Annotated in this window: 17 protein-coding genes; 10 read left to right on the forward strand and 7 right to left on the reverse strand. The window is 66.7% G+C overall.

Translation table 11 applies throughout. The annotated features are described in order from the left end of the window. The first annotated feature begins 3 nt into the window (after window positions 1–3). Complete coding sequence (locus tag ACXPWS_RS06785; RefSeq protein ID WP_458711714.1) at window positions 4–3,435, forward strand: bifunctional proline dehydrogenase/L-glutamate gamma-semialdehyde dehydrogenase; 3,432 nt, start codon at window positions 4–6, stop codon at window positions 3,433–3,435. Here ACXPWS_RS06785 and ACXPWS_RS06790 read toward each other — a convergent pair. Next, window positions 3,432–3,926: an Rv2253 family sensor-like surface protein gene (locus ACXPWS_RS06790; RefSeq protein WP_458711715.1), complete on the reverse strand. Its 495-nt coding sequence runs from the start codon at window positions 3,924–3,926 to the stop codon at window positions 3,432–3,434. The genes ACXPWS_RS06785 and ACXPWS_RS06790 overlap by 4 nt on opposite strands. 197 nt (window positions 3,927–4,123) lie before the next feature. Here ACXPWS_RS06790 and ACXPWS_RS06795 point away from each other — a divergent pair, with 197 nt between their 5' ends. The 4 genes from ACXPWS_RS06795 (at window position 4,124) to ACXPWS_RS06810 (ending at window position 7,898) form a co-directional block, all read left to right on the forward strand. Further along, window positions 4,124–4,786 (forward strand): hypothetical protein, encoded by a 663-nt coding sequence (locus tag ACXPWS_RS06795; RefSeq protein WP_458711716.1) that lies wholly within the window; start codon window positions 4,124–4,126, stop codon window positions 4,784–4,786. A 26-nt stretch (window positions 4,787–4,812) separates the two neighbouring features. Next, complete coding sequence (locus ACXPWS_RS06800; RefSeq protein WP_458711717.1) at window positions 4,813–5,844, forward strand: alpha/beta fold hydrolase; 1,032 nt, start codon at window positions 4,813–4,815, stop codon at window positions 5,842–5,844. Window positions 5,845–5,925: 81 nt separating this feature from the next. Beyond that, entirely contained in the window at window positions 5,926–6,582 is a 657-nt protein-coding gene (locus ACXPWS_RS06805; protein WP_458711718.1) for a class I SAM-dependent methyltransferase, read from the forward strand. Next, complete coding sequence (locus ACXPWS_RS06810; protein ID WP_458711719.1) at window positions 6,579–7,898, forward strand: hypothetical protein; 1,320 nt, start codon at window positions 6,579–6,581, stop codon at window positions 7,896–7,898. The genes ACXPWS_RS06805 and ACXPWS_RS06810 overlap by 4 nt, the downstream gene beginning before the upstream one ends. 7 nt (window positions 7,899–7,905) lie before the next feature. Here the strand turns inward: ACXPWS_RS06810 and ACXPWS_RS06815 are convergent, their stop codons facing one another. Beyond that, a complete protein-coding gene (locus tag ACXPWS_RS06815; RefSeq protein WP_458711720.1) occupies window positions 7,906–8,451 on the reverse strand; it encodes an NUDIX domain-containing protein in 546 nt (181 codons plus the stop codon). A gap of 23 nt (window positions 8,452–8,474) precedes the next feature. On the opposite strand from ACXPWS_RS06815, the gene ACXPWS_RS06820 reads away from it, so the two are divergent. From ACXPWS_RS06820 to ACXPWS_RS06830, 3 genes are read left to right on the forward strand one after another with little or no spacing between them, the layout of a single operon-like run. Continuing rightward, a complete protein-coding gene (locus ACXPWS_RS06820; protein WP_458711721.1) occupies window positions 8,475–9,881 on the forward strand; it encodes an acyl-CoA synthetase in 1,407 nt (468 codons plus the stop codon). Further along, a complete protein-coding gene (locus ACXPWS_RS06825) occupies window positions 9,872–10,219 on the forward strand; it encodes a VOC family protein (protein WP_458711722.1) in 348 nt (115 codons plus the stop codon). Before ACXPWS_RS06820 ends, ACXPWS_RS06825 begins: the two co-directional genes overlap by 10 nt. 55 nt (window positions 10,220–10,274) lie before the next feature. Beyond that, window positions 10,275–11,516 (forward strand): glycoside hydrolase family 27 protein, encoded by a 1,242-nt coding sequence (locus ACXPWS_RS06830; protein ID WP_458711723.1) that lies wholly within the window; start codon window positions 10,275–10,277, stop codon window positions 11,514–11,516. Window positions 11,517–11,795: 279 nt separating this feature from the next. Here ACXPWS_RS06830 and ACXPWS_RS06835 read toward each other — a convergent pair whose 3' ends face one another. From ACXPWS_RS06835 to dapD, 3 genes are all read right to left on the reverse strand, one after another. Further along, complete coding sequence (locus tag ACXPWS_RS06835; RefSeq protein WP_458711724.1) at window positions 11,796–12,083, reverse strand: hypothetical protein; 288 nt, start codon at window positions 12,081–12,083, stop codon at window positions 11,796–11,798. 35 nt (window positions 12,084–12,118) lie between these two features. Then, complete coding sequence (locus ACXPWS_RS06840; RefSeq protein ID WP_458711725.1) at window positions 12,119–12,412, reverse strand: WXG100 family type VII secretion target; 294 nt, start codon at window positions 12,410–12,412, stop codon at window positions 12,119–12,121. 114 nt (window positions 12,413–12,526) lie between these two features. Next, on the reverse strand, window positions 12,527–13,480 hold the full coding sequence (dapD, locus tag ACXPWS_RS06845) for a 2,3,4,5-tetrahydropyridine-2,6-dicarboxylate N-succinyltransferase (RefSeq protein ID WP_458711726.1): 954 nt from the start codon (window positions 13,478–13,480) through the stop codon (window positions 12,527–12,529). An 86-nt stretch (window positions 13,481–13,566) separates the two neighbouring features. On the opposite strand from dapD, the gene dapE reads away from it, so the two are divergent. Next, window positions 13,567–14,634, forward strand: coding sequence for a succinyl-diaminopimelate desuccinylase (dapE, locus tag ACXPWS_RS06850; protein WP_458711727.1), 1,068 nt, complete (start codon window positions 13,567–13,569; stop codon window positions 14,632–14,634). A gap of 105 nt (window positions 14,635–14,739) precedes the next feature. Then, window positions 14,740–16,287, forward strand: a complete 1,548-nt coding sequence (locus tag ACXPWS_RS06855) for an ABC-F family ATP-binding cassette domain-containing protein (protein WP_458711728.1) — start codon at window positions 14,740–14,742, stop codon at window positions 16,285–16,287. On the opposite strand, the gene ACXPWS_RS06860 is transcribed toward ACXPWS_RS06855, so the two are convergent. Both ACXPWS_RS06860 and ACXPWS_RS06865 read right to left on the reverse strand, forming a co-directional pair. Continuing rightward, window positions 16,271–17,071 carry a secretion protein EccK gene (locus tag ACXPWS_RS06860; RefSeq protein WP_458711729.1) on the reverse strand — a complete coding sequence of 267 codons (801 nt, stop codon included), beginning with the start codon at window positions 17,069–17,071 and terminating at the stop codon, window positions 16,271–16,273. The two genes, ACXPWS_RS06855 and ACXPWS_RS06860, sit on opposite strands and share 17 nt — an antisense overlap. Window positions 17,072–18,585: 1,514 nt before the next feature. Further along, window positions 18,586–19,557, reverse strand: a complete 972-nt coding sequence (locus ACXPWS_RS06865; protein WP_458711730.1) for a hypothetical protein — start codon at window positions 19,555–19,557, stop codon at window positions 18,586–18,588. Window positions 19,558–19,567: the final 10 nt, after the last annotated feature.

The raw sequence follows: 19,567 nt of genomic DNA on the forward strand, positions 1-19,567 counted from the left end.
CATATGACCAAGCTGACCAGCGAAGAAAACCTGCTGACGGACGTCGTCGCCCTGGTGCGGAGTTGGCTCGACGAAGCCGCAGACCAACCGGTGGCACCGGCGGCGCGTCGGCTGGCCGATGTACTGCGCGACCCGCGCGGCCTGGACTTCACCGTCGGATTCGTCGACCGGGTGATCCGCCCCGAAGATGACCGGGTCGCGGCGGCGAACTTGCGCGAGCTCGCCCGAAACGCCCCCGGCTTCCTGCCATGGCACCTGCGGCTGCTGGTCAGACTGGGTGCGCTGGTCTCGGTGATCGCACCCGGCATCGTCATCCCCATCGCGCAGATCGCATTGCGCAGGATGGTCGGCCACCTCTTAGTCGATGCGACCGAGGCGCGGCTCGGCGGTGCCATTGCACGTATTCGCAAGCGCGGCGTCGGGTTGAACATCAATCTGCTCGGCGAGGCCGTGCTGGGTCAGCGTGAAGCGGCGCGGCGCCTGGCGGGCACCGAAGAACTTCTGGCACGTCCGGATGTCGACTACGTGTCGATCAAAGTGTCGGCGACCGTGCCGCCGCATTCGCCATGGGCGTTCGACGAGGCGGTCGACCACATCGAGCAGAGTCTGCTCCCGCTGTTCAGCTTCGCGGCGTCGTCGCCGACCAAGAAGTTCATCAACCTCGACATGGAGGAGTACCGGGACCTGGATCTGACGATCGCGGTCTTCACCCGACTTCTCGACCGACCCGAGTTGCTCGATCTGGAGGCCGGGATCGTCCTGCAGGCCTACCTGCCGGATGCCCTGAGCGCGATGATCCGCCTGCAGGAGTGGGCGCACGCGCGCCGACAGCGCGGCGGTGCCGGCATCAAAGTCCGTCTGGTCAAGGGCGCCAACCTGCCGATGGAACAGGTGGAAGCATCGCTGCACGACTGGCCGTTGGCGACGTGGTCGACCAAGCAGGACACCGACACCAACTACAAAAGGGTGCTGGACTACGCGCTGCATCCCGACCGCGCCGCGAACGTGCGACTCGGCGTGGCCGGTCACAATCTGTTCGACATCGCCTACGCGTGGACGCTCGCGGGGCATCGCGGAGTCCGCGAGCGGGTCGAGTTCGAAATGCTCCTCGGCATGGCCGAGGCGCAGGCCGAGGTGGTCCGGCGCACCGTCGGCGGCCTGCTCCTGTACGTGCCGGTGGTGCACCCGAAGGACTTCGACGTCGCGATCGCCTACCTCGTACGCCGCCTGGAAGAGGGCGCAAGCCAGCAGAACTTCATGTCCGCAGTCTTCGAATTACACAGCGACAGTGCGTTGTTCGAGCGGGAGAGGGACCGCTTCCTGGCATCGTTGGTGGGCCTGGACGACGCGGTGCCCGCGCCGAACCGTCGTCAGGACCGCCGCGTCGAGGACCCGCACGCCGTGGCCAATCCTGCCGGCTCATTCGCCAACGTCGCCGACACCGACCCGTCGCTGCCCGGTAACCGGGTCTGGGGACGGGCGATCACCGATCGGATCGCGCAGTCCTCGGCAGGCGATGCGCTCGTCGACGCGCACACCGTCCACACCGCAGAGTCACTCGACGGCGTGATCGCCGGCGGTGTGGCCGCAGGTGCCGGTTGGTCGGCGCTCTCCGGCGCCCAGCGTGCCGCCGTGCTGAGACGTGCGGCCGGAACCCTGGAGTCATCCCGGGCGGTACTTCTGGAGGTGATGGCCGCCGAATGCGGAAAGACCCTCGACCAGGGTGACCCCGAGGTCTCCGAGGCGATCGACTTCGCGAATTACTATGCGACGCTGGCAGAGAACCTGGACACCGTCGACGGTGCCGTCGCCGTCCCGGCCGGACTGACAGTGGTCACGCCGCCGTGGAACTTCCCGGTCGCTATTCCGGCCGGTTCCGCCCTGGCGGCGCTGGCCGCGGGCAGCCCGGTGATCATCAAACCCGCCACCCAGGCACGCCGGTGCGGATCCGTTATGGTGCAAGCGCTTTGGGATGCCGGAGTGCCGCGGGACGTGCTGCAACTGGTGCACATCGACGAGGGTTCCCTTGGTACGCAGCTCGTCTCCGATGACCGCGTCGCCCGATTGATCCTCACCGGCGCGTTCGAGACCGCCGCCCTGTTCCGCAGCTTGCGGCCGGACCTGCCATTGCTGGCCGAGACCAGCGGTAAGAACGCCATCGTGATCACCCCGCACGCCGATATCGATCTGGCGGTGAAAGACCTTGTGTACTCGGCCTTCGGCCACGCCGGACAGAAATGTTCGGCGGCCTCGCTGGGCATCCTGGTGGGCTCCGTCGCCCGGTCCGTGCGGTTCCGCGACCAGCTCGTCGACGCCGTCACGTCGCTGAAGGTTGGCTACCCGAGCGACCCGACCGTGCAGATGGGTCCGATTGTCGAACCCGCCGACGGCAAACTGCTGCGAGCGTTGACGCAGTTGGCGCCGGGGGAGCAGTGGCTGGTGGCGCCCCGCCGGCTCGACGACACCGGCCGGCTGTGGTCGCCGGGGGTGAAGACCGGCGTCCGGCCCGGCTCGGAGTTCCATCTCACCGAGTATTTCGGTCCGGTGCTCGGGCTCATCGCCACCGATGACCTGGACGAGGCGATCGAGGTGCAGAACCAGGTCGACTACGGATTGACGGCAGGACTGCACAGTCTGGACCGCGCCGAGATCGAACGCTGGATCGACGGGGTCCATGCCGGCAACGCCTACGTGAACCGGTCGACCGTCGGGGCGATCGTGCGGCGTCAGCCGTTCGGCGGGTGGAAGAAATCCGCGGTGGGCGCCGGCGCCAAGGCCGGCGGACCGAACTACCTGTTCGGGCTGAGCGACTGGTGCCCCTCGAGGGCGACCAAGGGCGGACAGATCACCCCCGTCATCCGCGAATTACTCGAAGCTGCGCAGCATTTCGCCCTGGATCGGGAGGGAATCGACTTCCTCGACAGATCCTTCAGGTCGGACGCTCTGGCCTGGACGGAGGAGTTCGGCGTCGCTCGCGACGTGTCCGGCTTGATGGCAGAGGTGAACGTGTTCCGGTATCTGCCGACACCCGTGACGGTGCGGGCGGAGCACGACGACATCGCGTCCCTGTTACGGGTGGCCGGCGCGGGCATTCTGGCCGGTGCCGAGGTGACCGTGTCCACGTCCGAGCCGTTGGACCCGGCGATCGTCGACGCGCTGCGGGCAGCAAGGGTCTCCTGCGGCGTGCACGACGCGGCGGCCTGGCAGAAAGTCCTGCGGGACAACGCTCCCGCACGCATCCGCCTGCTCGGCGGCGGCCGCCAGGAATTCGCTCGCCTCAGCGACGGCAGGGTCGACATCGCGCTCTATGCCCAACCGGTTGTCGAATCCGGACGGGTCGAGCTGCTCACCTTCCTGCGCGAGCAGGCCGTCGCGGTCACGGCGCACCGGTTCGGCTCGCCGACCCCGCTCGTTCAGGGATTGTTCGGGGACTAGGGCGCGGGGAACGCCGCCACCGGCATCAGCACGTTGCCGCGGCACGCGTCGCTGAGGATGTCGGTGTACCAGCTGCCGCGCAGGGAGCCGTCGGGCTGGGGTGCATAGGTAACCCAGGAGGTTGCCGGGCTGTACACCCGGGGGTACTCCTCCCCGCGGAAGCACTCCCACTGCCAGTCATAGCTGAACGACCACTTCGTGCCGTCCCACGTGTACCGCTGGGGCTGCGGGATGGTGGGATTCGACGGCGCGGGTCCGTCGATCACGGTCGCCACGCAACGACCGGCGCACGTCGTCGAGAAGGTATAGACGGCGCCGAAATCCGGCTCGGCCTGGCGGGCCGCAATGCTGGTGCCGTTCTTTTGCGAGGCGTAGCTGATCACCTGGTAGCGGCCGTTCAACGGCTGGCCTGCCGCAGCCGCCGTCGGCGTAGATCCCGGACATGCCACCACGGCGAGCGTCATTGCGACGCACACGCGACCGACAGCCATCTCATTCCTGCTTCTCTTTAGAATCCGACCAGCTCACGGTATTGGTGGGCACCGACATCTCAGCGACCACACAGTGCGTCGGCGTCAATTAGTGACCGCATCGTAATCCGGTGGTGCCGGAGTGCATCTATGAAGTAGATGGGACTGATCGCAGACGTTCGTTGGACGAGATGAGAGCCGGCTGCTCGAATGGAGGCATGACAGCGACCACCCGACCGGCCCCTGACACCGGGCGGCGGACGTCCACGCTCTCCGGCTGGAAGTTGACCTGGACCCTGATCATCGCCGTCGCGGTCTTCTCCGTCGCGGCGGCGACCTCGGTCGGCGGGGCAAGCGGAGCCAACCTGGGCATCCGGATCACCGCACGCACATCGGCAATCCTGTTCCTGCTCGCCTTCACCGCATCATCGCTGTACCAACTGTGGCCCACCGCCACCACCAAGTGGATTCGGCGCAACCGGCGCTATCTTGGCGTCGCGTTCGCCGGATCCCATGTGGTGCATGCATTTTTCATCGCCGCCACCATCGTGCTCAACAAGGCGCGGTTCGACGCGGGCGTGGAACGCACCCCGCACGGGGTGTACGTCGTCGACTTCATCGCGTACGCGTTCGTCATCGCCATGACGATCACCTCCTTCGACCGCGTTGCCAAACGGATGCCCTACGCACGTTGGCATCGGCTGCACGTGACGGGAAGTTACGTCATCTGGTTCGCCTTCTTCATCGCCTACTGGCGCCGCGGCGTGACCTACACCGAGTTCTACGGGCCGTTCCTCATCATCGTGCTCGCCGCGCTGGTGATCCGGTTCATCGCAAAAGCGCAGAGATACAGCAATCGCGGCCACCACGGCACCCCGTAACCCCTGCCGTCGTAGGCTCGAAGGCGATGCCTGAGATCCGCTTCCTGCCGCTGGGCGACCGCCGCGTGGCGTATGAATTGCGCGGGGCCGGGCCGCCTCTGGTCGCGCCGGCGTGGTGGGTCAGCCACCTCGAACTCGACTGGCAGAACCCCGGAGTGCGGCAATTCTGGGAAGGCGTCGCCGACGGTTTCACGCTGATCCGCTACGACCGGCTGGGCGTCGGGATGTCGGACCGCACCGTGCACCAGGCCGACCTCACCCTCGACGGCGAGATCGACGTCCTGGCAGCGCTGCTCGACGAGCTCGGGCTCGACCGGGTGTCTCTGGTCGGCGGCTCGTCCGGCAGTTGCACCGCCATCGCTTTTGCCGCGGCCTACCCGCACCGCGTCGAACGCTTGGTGCTGTACGGCTCCTACGCCAGCGGTGACGTGCTGACCCCACCCGGCGTGGCGGACGCGATCGTGACCGCGGTCGGTGCGCACTGGGGCTTGGGCTCGCGGGTGCTCAGCGACATCTTCCTCGGCGGCGCCGACGCGGCAGAACACGAACGTTTCGCCCGCGTGCAGCGTGAGTCCGCCACGGCGGAGACCGCTGCGGCGTTGCTGCGGCTGGTTTACAGCCTCGACGTCCGCGGGTGCTTCCCACTGGTCGGCGTACCGGCCACGGTGGTACACCGCCGCCATGACCGCGCCGTCCCATACGAGTTCGGGCGCGAGGTCGCCGCCGCCATACCTGGCGCCACATTCATTCCACTGCAAGGAAGTTCGCACTTCCCATGGCACGGCGACGTCGATTCGGTGATTCGGGCATGCCGCCGAGCACTGGCACCGCAGAAGGAACCCCCTCGTTCCGAGCCAAGCGGTCAGGTACTGCTGTCCGGTCGTGAGCGCGAGGTCCTCGATTGGGTGGCACGCGGTCTGGGTGACCGCGAAATAGCCGAGCAGCTCCAGCTCAGCCAGCACACCGTGCACCGGCACGTCGCGAACATCCGCCGCAAGCTCGGCTGCTCGTCCCGCACGGCCGCGGTCGCGGAGGCGTCCCGGCTCGGGCTGCTGTGACATAGCCGGAAACGGCCATCTCACCAGAATGGCCGGATCGAGCGATGCGGTCGTGGGCGGTGCGCTCGTAGGTTTCGCGGCATGACCGAGCTCAGCTGCCTCGAACCGCGCGCCGACCTGCCACGCTGGTGGCTACCGATCATGGCGGTGTTGTACGACCCGTTTCTCTGGTCCGGCGAGATTGCCGGCATGCGGCGCCGCCGGCGCAGGTTACTGGCTCAGGCGCGCGGGCGGGTGGTCGAGATCGGCGCGGGCACCGGGTTGAACATTGCGCACTACCCGGACCACGTCGACGAACTGGTGCTCGCCGAACCGGATGCCGGGATGCGTCGCAAACTTGTTCGGCGCCTTGATCGCAACGGCAGGCCGGCGGCCATCTCCGGAACGTCCGCCGAGCGCCTGCCGTTCGCCAACGATTCGGTGGACACCGTGGTTTGCACACTGGTGCTGTGCACCGTCGAAGACCCCGAACGTGTGCTTCGCGAGATCGCACGGGTGCTGCGCCCGGACGGCCAGTTGTTGTTCATCGAGCATGTCCGGGCGAGTTGGCGGCCGCTGGCGCACTACCAGGACCTGCTCGCGCGATTCTGGCGCGCGTTCGCCGGCGGGTGCATGTGCAACCGTCCGACCCTCGATCTGATGCGGGGCTGCGGCTTTGACGTCGAGGCCACCGAAGCCATCTGGAGCGGGATGCCGACGATCGTCTATCCGCTGGTACTGGGGCGGGCGACGCGATGAGCCGACATAGGAAGGCGCCCTCGCACATCCCGTACCTGCGGGGCGGAATCGCCGGCGCGGCGCTTGTCGGGTCCGGGTATCTGCTAGCGGTCACCAATGCCGCCGTTGCGGCAGCTGATCCCGAAAGTCCGGTCTCACAATGTATTCCGGCGGCCCAGGCGTGTGTAGGAGAAGCCGGCGCACGCGCGGTCGTCCCAGTCGCCGGGCCCATGCTCGTCGGCAACGGCACAGCCTCCCACCCCGACGGCGGACTGCTGTTCGGCAACGGATACAGCCCGGACCCGGCCACCTGCGGAGCCCAATGCAACGGCGGCCACGGCGGATGGCTGGTCGGCAACGGCGGTAACGGCGCCAACAGCGGCCGCGGCGGGGACGCCGGGTTGTTCGGCGCCGGTGGGCGTGGCGGCGACGGCACCAGCGTCAGCATCAACGCCGGAGCAGGCGGACGCGGCGGCCTGCTGGCCGGCAGCGGCGGGAACGGCGGGACCGGCGCCACCGGTGGCGGATCCGGTGGCGCAGGCGGACGCGGAGGTGTGTTCGGTGGCGACGGAGGTGACGGCGGCGGCGGGGGAACCGGGTCGGTGGGCAGCAACGGCGGAGACGGCGGCCGCGGTGGCAGTGCCGGCCTGCTCGGCGGGAATGGCGGCAAGGGTGGTGATGCCGGCCGGGGAATCAACAGCAACGGTGGTGCCGGCGGGGCGGGCGGAAGTGGCGGCTTGCTGCACAGCGGTGGCAGTGGCGGAGCGGGCGGCAATGGCGGTGCCAACGGCGCCGGCGGGCAGGGCGGTGACGGCGGCAACGGCGGTGCGATCCGCGGCGCGGGTGGTGCAGGGGGAGCCGGCGGAAATGCCGGGTCCGGGCGGGGCCTCAACGGCGGTTCGGGCGGCGACGGTGGCGATGGCGGTGCGATCTTGGGTGCCGGCGGCGCCGGTGGTCACGGTGGATTCGGCGGAAGCAGCACCACCGGCCCCGGCGGCCGGGGCGGGGAAGGCGGCCGCGGTGGTGACGGCGGTTTGACGGGCGGCGGAGGCGGTCTCGGTGGTACCGGGGGTGGCGTCACGGCCGGTGCGGGCGGCCAGGGTGGCGATGGTGGTCAGGGCGGTGCTGGTGGGGTCACCGGCGGCAATGGCGGCTCAGGGGGACGCGGCGGGTCCAGCACTTCCAGACCAGGCGGTAACGGCGGCTCCGGCGCCAACGGCGGCGCAGCGCGAAATCGGGCCGGGCAAGGTGGCCGCGCGGGCGGCCCGCCCAGCGGAGGGGCGGGTGGCAACGGCGGCGACGGCGGTCTCGGAGCCGGCCAGACTGCCCCCACCTAGCCGCTGGCTAGGCGCGCTGCATTCGGATGAACAACCACGCGGCGAGCGATTGTGAGTCGGTGATCAGGCCGTCGCGGATCATCTGTTCGATCTGGCCGGCGCTGAACCACTCGCTGTGCATGTCCTGCTCTTCGTGCTCGCGCTCGTGCTCACCTTCGGTGATACCGGTGGCGAGAAAGGCCCAGCCGCGTTGGCTGCACATCCCGGGCGCGACATCGAGCCGGCCCAGTACCGTCCAGGTCTGTGCGCGCAGGCCGGTCTCCTCCCGGAGTTCCTGTGCGGCCAGGTCCGCGGGTTCCGGTTCGACGCCGCCGAGGCTGCCGGGCGCGGTGCCCTGGACAAACTCCCAGCGCCGCAACCCGATTGGGTAGCGGAACTGTTCGACCATCCGGTAGCGATCCCCGTCCTGCGCCACCACCAACGCGAAGGTGGGTTTGTCGATCACGCCATAGATGCCCACCGAGCCGTCGGGGCGGCGGATGTCGTCCTCACGCACCACCATCCAGTTGTTGCGGTACACCTCACGACTGGCCAGTCTTTCGATCGGGTCCACCCAGCCAGAGTAGCCTCACCAGCGTGTTGTTGACTTCGCTGGACCCCGCAGCCGTGGCCGCCGGACATGATCTCGTCGACGCGGTGCGCATCGACGGTGTGACCTTGAGCCGCAGTGACCTGGTGGGTGCGGCCACCTCGGTGGCCGAGCGTGTGTCGGTCGCCCGTCGCGTCGCCATCCTGGCCACCCCCACCGCCGCGACCGTGCTGGCCGTCACCGGGTGCCTCATCGCCGGTGTGCCGTTCGTGCCGGTGCCCGCGGATGTCGGCGCCACCGAACGGGCGCACATCCTCACCGATTCCGGCGCGCAGGCCTGGCTGGGTGAGTTGCCCGCCGAAACCGAAGGGCTGCCCCACATTCCGGTGCGGTTGCACGCGCGGTCCTGGCACCGTTACGCCGAACCGTCACCGGATTCGGCCGCGATGATCATCTACACCTCCGGCACCACCGGACTGCCCAAAGGTGTACTGATCAGCCGTCGTGCCGTCGCCGCCGATATCGACGCCCTCGCCACCGCCTGGCAGTGGACGTCGGCGGACATCCTGGTGCACGGATTGCCGCTGTTCCATGTGCACGGTCTGGTGCTGGGGTTGCTCGGTTCGCTGCGCATCGGAAACCGGTTCGTGCACACCGGCAAACCAAGCCCGCAGGCGTACGCGGCGGCCGCCGGATCGCTGTATTTCGGGGTGCCGACGGTGTGGTCCCGGGTGGTCGCCGACGAGCAGTCCGCTCGGGCTCTGGCCTCGGCGCGCCTGCTGGTGTCGGGCAGTGCGCCCCTGCCGGTCCCGGTGTTCGACGAGTTGGTGCGACTCACCGGGCACGCACCGATCGAGCGGTACGGCAGCACCGAGTCCCTGATCACCATCAGCACCATGTTCGACGGCGAACGTCGGCCCGGCTGGGTCGGGTTGCCGTTACCGGGGGTGCAGACCAGGCTGGTGAACGAGGACGGCGCGCTGGTGCCCCATGACGGCGAAACGATCGGTCAGCTGCAGATCAAGAGTCCCACCGTGTTCAGCGGATATCTGAACCGGCCGGAAGCCACCACCGAGGCATTCGACACCGACGGCTGGTATCGCACTGGGGATGTCGCCGTGATCGACGCGGCCGGGATGCACCGCATCGTCGGGCGAGAGTCGATCGACCTGATCAAATCGGGTGGCTACCGGATCGGCGCAGGTGAGATTGAAACGGTGCTGCTCGGGTATCCCGGAGTGGACGAGGTGGCAGTGGTCGGCGTGCCCGATGACGACCTGGGGCAGCGCATCGTCGCGTTCGTGGTCGGGTCTGTTGCGCCGTCTGAGGTGACTGACTTTGTGGCAGAACAACTCTCGGTGCACAAGCGGCCGCGCGAGGTGCGCCTGGTCGACGCGCTGCCACGCAACGCGATGGGCAAAGTACTCAAGAAGGAGCTGATGACGTGGGACTGACGTTCACTGCCCTCTGCATCGATGCCCGCGACCCGCAGGCCCAAGGCGCGTGGTGGTCCAAGGTGCTGGGCCGGCCACACGAGGTCGACGAGGACGGCGATGTGGTGTTGAAAGCGCCGGCCGGTGCCGGACCGGATTGGCTGTTCCTCGGCGTGCCCGAGCAGAAGTCCATCAAGAATCGGCTGCACCTGGATTTCCGGCCGGAGGATCAGGACGCCGAAGTGCAACGCGTGCTCGGGCTCGGTGCCCGCCATGTCGACATCGGACAGGGTGAGCAGAGCTGGGTGGTACTGGCCGACCCCGAAGGCAACGAGTTCTGCATCCTGTCGGCCGAGTAGTGCGCGCATAGGTCGCTCCGGGCGCTTTCCCAGAAAGCGATGCCACGATGGCCGGATGCGTGCACTGGCCTGGTTGGCGACCTGTGTCCTGGTGCTCGCCGGGTGCACCTCGGCACCGCAGACGCGCGCATTGACCCCGCCGATGGGCTGGAATTCCTGGAATTCCGGTATCGCGTTGACCGAACAGAGCGTGCACCAGATCGTCGACGCCATGGTGTCGTCCGGGATGCGTGACGCGGGATACCGCTACGTCAATCTCGATGCGGGCTGGGCGGCGCCCACCCGCGACGCCGACGGCCGGCTCCAGGCCGACCCGGATCGATTTCCGCACGGCATGGCGGCGCTCGCGGGCTATGCCCACGACCGGGGCATGCTGCTGGGCATCTATCACAGCCCGTTCAATCAGGGCTGTGGGCAGGATCCGCGGATCGGTGGCGCCGGCCACGAACAGGCCGATGCCCAGACGTTCGCCGATTGGGGTGTCGACTACCTCAAATACGACTGGTGCCGGCTGGCTGCCGGCCATGACGACCAGGTCAAGTTCTTCGCGGCGATGCGCGATGCGCTGCGTGCCACCGGACGCGACATCGTCTACAGCATCAATCCCAACAGCTCGGGTGATCCGGGTGCGGGCATGGAATACGACTGGTCACACATCGCCGACGTCACGCGCGACGCCGTCGATCTGGTTCCAGCGTGGGGTGATTCGGCACTGTGGTCGCAAGGCCTGGCCGGGGTGAGTCAGGCGTTCACGGAGGCGAGCGCAGCGGCATCCCCCAGCGGGCCATCGCATATCAACGACCCCGACATGATGGTCATCGGGCTGGGCTGGCATGAATTCGTGGTCGGGCATCCGAGCATGGCGCTCGGTCCGAGTCGGATCGATCTGACCGATACCGAGCAGCGGGCGCATTTCTCGCTCTGGTCACTGCTGGCGGCACCGTTGTTGGCAGGCAACGACGTTCGGTCCATGTCCGAGCAGACCCGGGATATCCTGACCAACCGCGAAGTGATCGCGGTCGACCAGGATCCACTGGTGGTGCAGGCACATCCGTTGTCGGATGACCCGCGGGTGCTGGTCAAGCCGATGGCCGACGGCTCGGTGGCGGTCGGATTGTTCAACCAGGCCGCCGCCACCGTCGTCATCGGCACGTCATTGAGCGCGATCGGGTTGCGGGGCAACGTTTGTCACAGGGTGCGTGATTTGTGGCAGCACACCGATGCGACGACCACCGGCGTAGTTCAAGCGTCGGTGCCGAGTCACGGTGTGGCGCTGCTGCGGGTCAGTGCGTGTTGATCGGGGACGCGGCCTTACCTGAAGGCAGACCCGATCAAACCATAGACGAACAAGGTAACCGAGAAGGCGAGCCAACCCAGGCTCGCTGCCCCGAATCCCAAGGCCATGCCACGGGTTTTAGGGCTGAGCGACAACAAGCCGGCGATAAGTGCCGGGATGATCCTCGTCGGGAACAACAGGTAGAACAGTCCCGGGTGGATGACGCCGGAGATCGCCCCGAGAGTCAAGCCCAACAGCGGTTGAATCGGAAAGCCGTGCTTCTCTTCATCGTTGATGATCTCAGTGAGATCCCGCCTGCCACAGTGCCAGCCATGCCAGCACCGGGAGGCCGGCCAGCGCCCCCAAGGCGACTGCGGCACCGACGCGGCGGATGGTGGCAGTGCGCGTCACACGAAACACTCCTAGCCCGCCGAGGCCGACGGCGATCGACACGGCTACGGTCACCAGTGCTGATTGCGGTGCTGGATTGGAACGTAACAGCGAGGTCAGGGTGGGTAGCACCATCCAAAAGATGCCCCCGAACACAGCGCCGGCGTAAGTGCTGACGAGCCAGTCGGTCCGCGTCATTCTGGCAGCCTACTTCGGGAGCACGACCGGATCGATCACCGGAATGGTGGGCACATCTGCGAGTCGGTGTTTGTGTAATGGGCGCCCGCAGCCCGATGTCCGTCGCTGTGCTCCACCAGTTCGGCGTGATGCTCGGCGGTTTCCCGCTCCCACTGCGCGATTCGTTCGTTCAGCGCCGCGGCTGAGGAAGTGTCACCGAATCCGGAAACCGCTGACGACATTTTCGTGTAGGCCGCCGAATGCTCGCCCTGGAGATCGGCAGCGTGCATGTCAAGGACGTCAGCGGTCATCCGAAGTTCGCGGGTGTCGGCGTGCAGTTCTCGACTCATCGCACCGCCCGCCTCTCGTTGATCCTCGGCATCAACCGTCGTATGTCGATACTACTGGCGGCGAAAGGAGTACCCACGCACTGATTTTGGGCAGCCCGGCCGGGACCTCCACCACTAGTTGGCGTGCAGTGCCTCGTTCAGCGTGATGCCGGTGCCGTCACGCTTGACGACCTCGACCGCGCCCGACAGTGAATTGCGGCGGAAGAGCAGGTTGTTGCCACCGGACAGCTCCTTGGCCTTGACGGTCTGCCCGTCCGCGGTGGTCACCTTGGTGCCGCCCGTGACGTATAGCCCGGCTTCGACCACGCAGTCGTCACCCAGTGAGATGCCGACACCGGCGTTGGCGCCCAGCAGGCAGCGCTTGCCCACCGAGATGACCTCCTTGCCGCCGCCGGAAAGGGTGCCCATGATCGAGGCGCCGCCGCCGACGTCGGAGCCGTCGTCGACCACCACACCCGCCGAGATCCGGCCCTCCACCATCGAGGTGCCGAGCGTGCCGGCGTTGAAGTTGACGAAGCCTTCGTGCATGACGGTCGTACCCGAGGCCAAGTGCGCGCCGAGCCGGACCCGGTCGGCGTCGGCGATCCGCACACCCGAGGGCAACACGTAGTCCACCATCCGCGGGAATTTGTCGACGCCGTACACCGTGACGGAGCCGCGGCGGCGCAGTTTGGCGCGGACCAGTTCGAAGCCCTCGACCGGGGCGGGACCGAAATTTGTCCACACCACGTTGCTCAGCAGGCCGAAGATGCCGTCCAGATTGGCCTCATGCGGCTTGACCAGGCGGTGCGACAGCAGGTGCAGCCGCAGGTACACGTCGAAGGTGTCGACGGGCTTGTCGTCCAGCGAGGCGATGGTGGTGCGAACGGCGACCACCTCGACGTCACGGTCGGTGTCCGGGCCGGTCAGGTCGGACAGGTTGTCCGTCAGCTCGGCGACCGACAACCTGGTGGTTCCCGATACCCCGTCGCCGGTCAGCTCCGGAGCAGGAAACCAGGTGTCCAGTACGGTTCCGTCGGCGGCGATGGTGGCCAGCCCGACGCCAGATGCAGCAGTCACGTTGGCCAAGGTTACTGCACCAAATCCCCCGGTCGCTTCGCTCTCCCCCGCAAGCGGGAGGTGCCCCCAGCCGTGCCGGACTAGCCTCGAACACCATGGGGCTAGACCTGCGCGCCGATCCGATCGCACTGACCGCCGCGTTGGTGGACATCCCCAGCGAGTCACGTCACGAGCAGCGCATCGCCGACGAGATCGAGGCGGCGTTGCGTGCCCAGGCGCCGCACTTCGAAGTGATCCGCAACGGTGACGCGGTGCTGGCCCGCACCCAGCTGGGCCGGGCGTCGCGGGTGCTGCTGGCCGGACACACCGATACGGTGCCGGCCGCCGACAACCTGCCCAGCCGAGTCGAGGGCGGCCGGATGTACGGGTGCGGCACCTCGGACATGAAATCCGGCGACGCGGTCTTCCTGCACCTGGCCGCCACCCTCGCCGAGCCCAGCCACGATCTGACCCTGGTCATGTACGACTGTGAGGAGATCGAATCCAGCGCCAACGGACTGGGCCGCATCCAACGTGAATTGCCCGACTGGCTGGCCGCTGATGTCGCGATCCTCGGTGAACCGTCCGGCGGCTTCATCGAGGCCGGTTGTCAGGGCACCATCCGGGTGGTCGTGAGTGCGGCGGGAACGCGAGCCCATTCGGCCCGATCCTGGTTGGGCGACAATGCCATTCACAAACTCGGCGCGGTGCTGGATCGGCTGTCGGGCTATCAGGCCCGCAGTGTCGACATCGACGGATGCGTCTATCGGGAAGGTCTGTCGGCGGTCCGTATCGACGGTGGGGTGGCCGGCAACGTCATTCCCGATGCGGCGACGGTGACGGTGAACTTCCGGTTCGCGCCCGACCGCAGCGTCGAGCAGGCCGTCGCACACGTTCGTGAGGTGTTCGACGGACTTGATGTCACGCTGGACGTCACCGATGCCGCCGCAGGCGCGCTGCCGGGCTTGGCCAATCCAGCGGCGGCATCGCTGGTCGCCGCGGCGGGCGGGCAGGTTCGCGCCAAGTACGGCTGGACGGATGTATCGCGGTTCGCCGCGCTGGGTATTGCCGCGGTCAACTACGGTCCGGGCGACCCGAATCTGGCACACAAGGTCGATGAGCATGTCGACACCGCCGCAATCACGGCGACCACCGAGACGCTGCGGGCCTATTTAACCGCTTGATCTCACGGGTACTATGGCTTTCGTGCTGGGAATCGACGACATCTCCGGGTAGTCCCCGGAGCCCTTCGTTTCGTCATACATCCTCTTTTCTTCTGGAGTTCCCGCATGTCTATTGTCTGTTCTCATCTTTCGTTCTCCTGGCCCGACGGCACCCCGGTGTTCACCGACTTGTCGTTCGCGGTCGGCGCGGGGCGCACGGGTCTGGTTGCGCCCAACGGCGCCGGCAAGAGCACGCTGCTGCGGCTCGTCGCCGGCGTGTTGTCGCCGACCGCGGGCGTCGTGACAGTCGACGGGACGGTGGGCTATCTGCCTCAAGAGCTTCCGTTCCTGGCTGACCAGACGGTCGCCGATGTCCTTGGCGTCACTCCCATTCTGGCGGCGCTCGATGCACTGGCGGCCGGCGACGCCAGTGAGGCTGTGTTCTCCGCGATCGGTGACGACTGGGATATCGAGGAACGGCTGCGGGCGCGCCTCGGCGAAATCGAATTCGACCGTGCGCTGGGCACGCTGTCGGGCGGGCAGGTGGTGTCACTCGGGTTGACAGCACAACTGCTCAAGCGCCCGGATGTGTTGCTACTCGACGAGCCGACCAACAATTTGGATTCGGCTGCACGCCAACGGTTGTACGCATCGTTGGATGAATTCCAGGGGACGCTGGTGGTGGTCAGTCACGACCGGGCGTTGTTGGACCGCATGGATGCGATCGCCGAGCTGCGCGCCGGTGAGGTGTCGACCTTTGGGGGCGGGTTCACCGCCTACGAGGAATCGATACAGGCCGCGCAGCGCGTGGCCGAAGGCAACATTCGCAACGCGGAACAGCAGCTCAAGCGGGAGAAGCGTCAAATGCAGGAGGCCCGCGAGCGCGCCGACCGGCGAGCGTCGAACGCCGCACGCAATGTCAAGGATGCCGGGCTTCCGAAAATCGTTGCAGGCAAGCTCAAACGCAATGCCCAGGAGTCCGCGGCCCGTGCCGACGATGTGCACAACCGCCGGGTGGGCGATGCGCGCACGCGGCTCGACGAGGCCGAACGAGCTTTGCGCGATGACGAGGTGCTGGCTCTGGACCTGCCGGCAACCGAAGTGCCGGCGGGGCGGGTGCTGTTCTCCGGTAAGGGATTACGGTCCCTGGCATTCGAAGGGGTCGACCTGGATGTGCGCGGGCCGGAGCGGATCGCACTGACTGGGCCGAACGGGTCGGGCAAGTCGACCTTGTTGCAACTGGTGGTGACGCGGGCGCAGGTGCCGGTGGCCTATCTGTCGCAGCGGCTGGACCTGCTGGATCCGTCGTCGACGGTGTTGGAGTCGTTGGAGCTGTTCGCACCGACGCTTTCGGTGACTCGGCGGCGGCATCTGTTGGCGCAGTTCCTGTTCCGCGGTGACATGGTGGATCTGCCGGTGGGCGCGCTGTCGGGCGGCGAACGGTTGCGCGCGACGTTGGCGTGCGTGCTGTTCGCCGAGCCGGCGCCGCAGTTACTGCTGTTGGATGAACCGACCAACAACCTCGACCTGGTGAGTATCGGGCAATTGGAGTCGGCGTTGAATGCCTACCGCGGCGCGTTCGTCGTGGTCAGCCACGATGAGCGGTTCTTGGAGAACATCGGGGTGGACAGGCGAATGGTGTTGGAGCGGGGTGAGCTCACGACGTCGCGGTGACGGTGGCTTGGGCCTCGGTGACCAGGTCGTATTGGTGCAGCCAGTAGAGCCAGTCGGCGACGGCGGCGCGTTGCTCGGTGATGTCCACGGCGTTGTGCGCCCGGTAAAGGGCCAGGTCGGCGGCGTGGGCTGCGTAGCGCACAAAAGCGTTGAGATGGGCGACTTCTCGACCGGTGCCCTGACTCATCAGTGGTTTCATGACGTCGAACCACAGCGTGAACGTCTCGTTGGCGGGTGGCGTGTTGTCCGCGCCTGCGGGCGGCAATTGAGCGACGAGGTCGGGGTCTTTGACCGCGGCGAGTCTGGCCGCGGCGTCGGGGGACAGGATTTCCAGCCGGGTGCGGCCGGTCATCTTCCCGCTCGGCGGGATGTCGTCGTCGTCGAGGAGCACCTTGTGCGCACCGGGGTCGATGCCTTCGAGGTGACTCTTGGCGCCGATGACGGCACGCAACGTCGTGTCGTGAGCTTGGGCCCAAGCGGTCAGCGCGACAACCGGATAAGTGGCCCAGCGGGCGCGCTCACCGGCAGCAACAGACGAGTCGGCGCTGGCCAACTTGACCTGCTCGGGCAGATTGACGCCGTCGGGAAGGTAGCCGATTCCGTAGCTGTTGGCGACCACGATCGTGTCATCGGCGGCGAGGGCCACCAACCAGAAGAAGCCGATGTCATTGGGACGGGCCATATCCGGTGCGTTGAGGGCTGCCGCGATTCGGCGGGCCACACTCAACGGATCGTTACCGCCGACCTTGCGCTTCAACGCACCGGCGGCCGCCGACGAAGCCATCAGGTCACGTTCGGCGCGCGCCGCGGATACCGGAATCGGTGCGGCGGCAGCATTTCCGGCCTGAGCATTGGATGTCGCCGCGGGGAGGACCGCTGGTCCGGCCGTTGGCGGTACAGGCGCGGCCGGTGGTGGGGTAGCCGGCGGTCCGAGTGGCATGGGAGGAGTCGGTGACGCCGGTGCAGCCGAGGGCGCGGATGGCGGTGCGACGCCACCTGCGCCGCTGGGTACAGCCGGATGAGCGGCCGCGGGCGAAGTCGGCGAATTGGCCGCGGGCTGTTCGATCGATGGGGTCGGCGTGCTGAGCGGAGTGGCGGGGGCCGGGCCGCTCAGTGGTGCGGCCGGTGGCTGGACTGGTGCCTGCATGCCGGTCGGTTTGGGACCCGCTGCGCCACTGAGTGAATCGGGCTTGGCGGCCGGGGCTTGCACGCCTTGGCCTGCTTGCGGAGTGGTCGGCGCACCGGGGTTGCCCGTGCCGCTGGCTGCGGATAGCGGTGACGTCGGCGTGCCGCCGGACGTGCTGGGGGCTGCCGGTGACCCGCCTCCGGAGGGGGAGAGGTTCGGTTGGCCGGCGCTTCCGACGGGGTTTGCCGGTGTGTTTGTAGCGGATCCCAGCGCTGCTGGTATGCCCGGACGTGGTGGTTGTGGTGTGAGCGGTGAAGGGCGCGGGGCATCTGGTGTTGCAGCGGCCGGTACACCTCCACTCCTTGGAGGGATTGCGACAGGGCTTTGGCTTGCAGGTGGCGGTGGGGTGTCGCGTGCTACCGCATCCGGTGAGCCAGGCTCTCGTGCAGGAAGTTGTGTTGGCGGGCTTGAGTGAGGGACATCGGGTGCGGCGGCAAGGGGAGTGCCTCCTGCGCGCGGAGCCAGGGACCCAGTCGCGTTTTGCGGCAAGTTTGGTCCGCGCGATGAATCTTTATTTCCGTCGTTGAGCACCGGAGGAGTTTCTGGAGAAGGTGCTGAAATTAGATTCCGACTCAGTAATCTGGGGAGAGCGTTCGTCGCAGGTTTCCAACTCTGGACCGTCGGCACTTGTGCACTGGTGCCTGCGACAACGCTGACGTTTAAAGCGTGAAAGGTGTTAACGACGTTTTTGATTGCAGCATCCCGCTCAACCTCGCTCACATTGTTATCAGTCGACCGTTTTATTTGCTCGATCAGCTGCTGCGCTTCTCGCACATTGTCGATAATTGTAGTCTTCGTGCGAGTAACCATTCCCGCCACGTGATTATGCCATGTAGCTGCCGCCACTAAGTGACTTTGTTGTTCATAGAGTGACCGTAAGAGTTCGCCCACCTTGCTATTAGCGGCGTTGGCAGCGCCGCCATTCCAGACGCCGCCATCGAAGGTTTCGCCTCGTTGATGTTCCCACGGCTCGATCGCGTTCAATGTCAAGTTCTGAAGCGTCCGAGTGCAATCGATGGCGCACGCATACAACTGATCTTCATCGGTTTCCGGCCACCCGTTTGACATCAGAAGGTCCTCAACGTAAGGCCCGGATGGTCTCGGTAGGCCCATCAGCTAACTCCGGCCGCCGCGCACGCCGAAATCAAAAGGGCAGTTGCCGACCTCGGGAGATTCTCTAGGTAGGTATCTGTCTGCGCATAGGTCGGCGTAGCTGCTGCAAAGGCGCGACGGTACTGGGCGGCCAAGACGGCGATATCTTCGGATACGGCGTTTTCGCTATTCCGTCCTGACTTTTCGAGTTTGTCGGCTGAAGCTTGTAAGGCCGGAATAACCGCGTCGTTTATTGCGCGTTGCTCGGGCGACCACTGGCCTGCGGGGATATTAGGTGACACACTGCGCCATGCTGTGACGTTTGGGTCAGAGTCGAACGCACCAAGCTCGCGTTTCCAATCACCGCAGTTGGCGTCTGGCTTCGACATAAATCTCACGGGGTCGGTTTGAACGGTCGATGAGATTTGAGTCGGAGAAGGGCCGGCGGCCACTAGAGGAGCTCTAGCGGCCGCAGAGCCGTATTCGATGGCTTGGCAGATATCACTTAATACCTGTGTTGCGTAGTTTGCGACGTTTCCAAGTTCGTTGTCGGTCGGCACGTATACCGGTATGTGGTCGGCGTATGCGCGCGCATAGGCGATGAATTGTTCAAATAGTTCGCGCATTACACGATGTGTCGTCATTTTGATGAGAGGTTCGGTCTGGTCGGCGGCGTTTCGCATTGCCGTGCGCACACCCTCGTACTGCGAGCGGAGTTCTGGCGTCCAAACGTCCGCAGGGATGGTCGGATCCCGTTGCGTCCATCCGTTCTTCTCGCTGTCGGCGAGAGTTTGTTGCACCGGCATCCACGGCGCACACGACGGATCCTCGGTAATCACCGACACCGGCCCGGTGTCATTCGCGCTCGCGAACTCCGAAGCCGGTGCGCCGCTCGTCGTTGGTGGCGCAGTGGGCTTGCCTCCGCCGCCACCACTCTTCGTGCACGACACCGCAACGACGGCCGTCACCGCGACGACTGCGATGAGCGCCACCCCGCCGATG

It is taken from the genome of Mycobacterium sp. BMJ-28 (genome assembly GCF_054404835.1).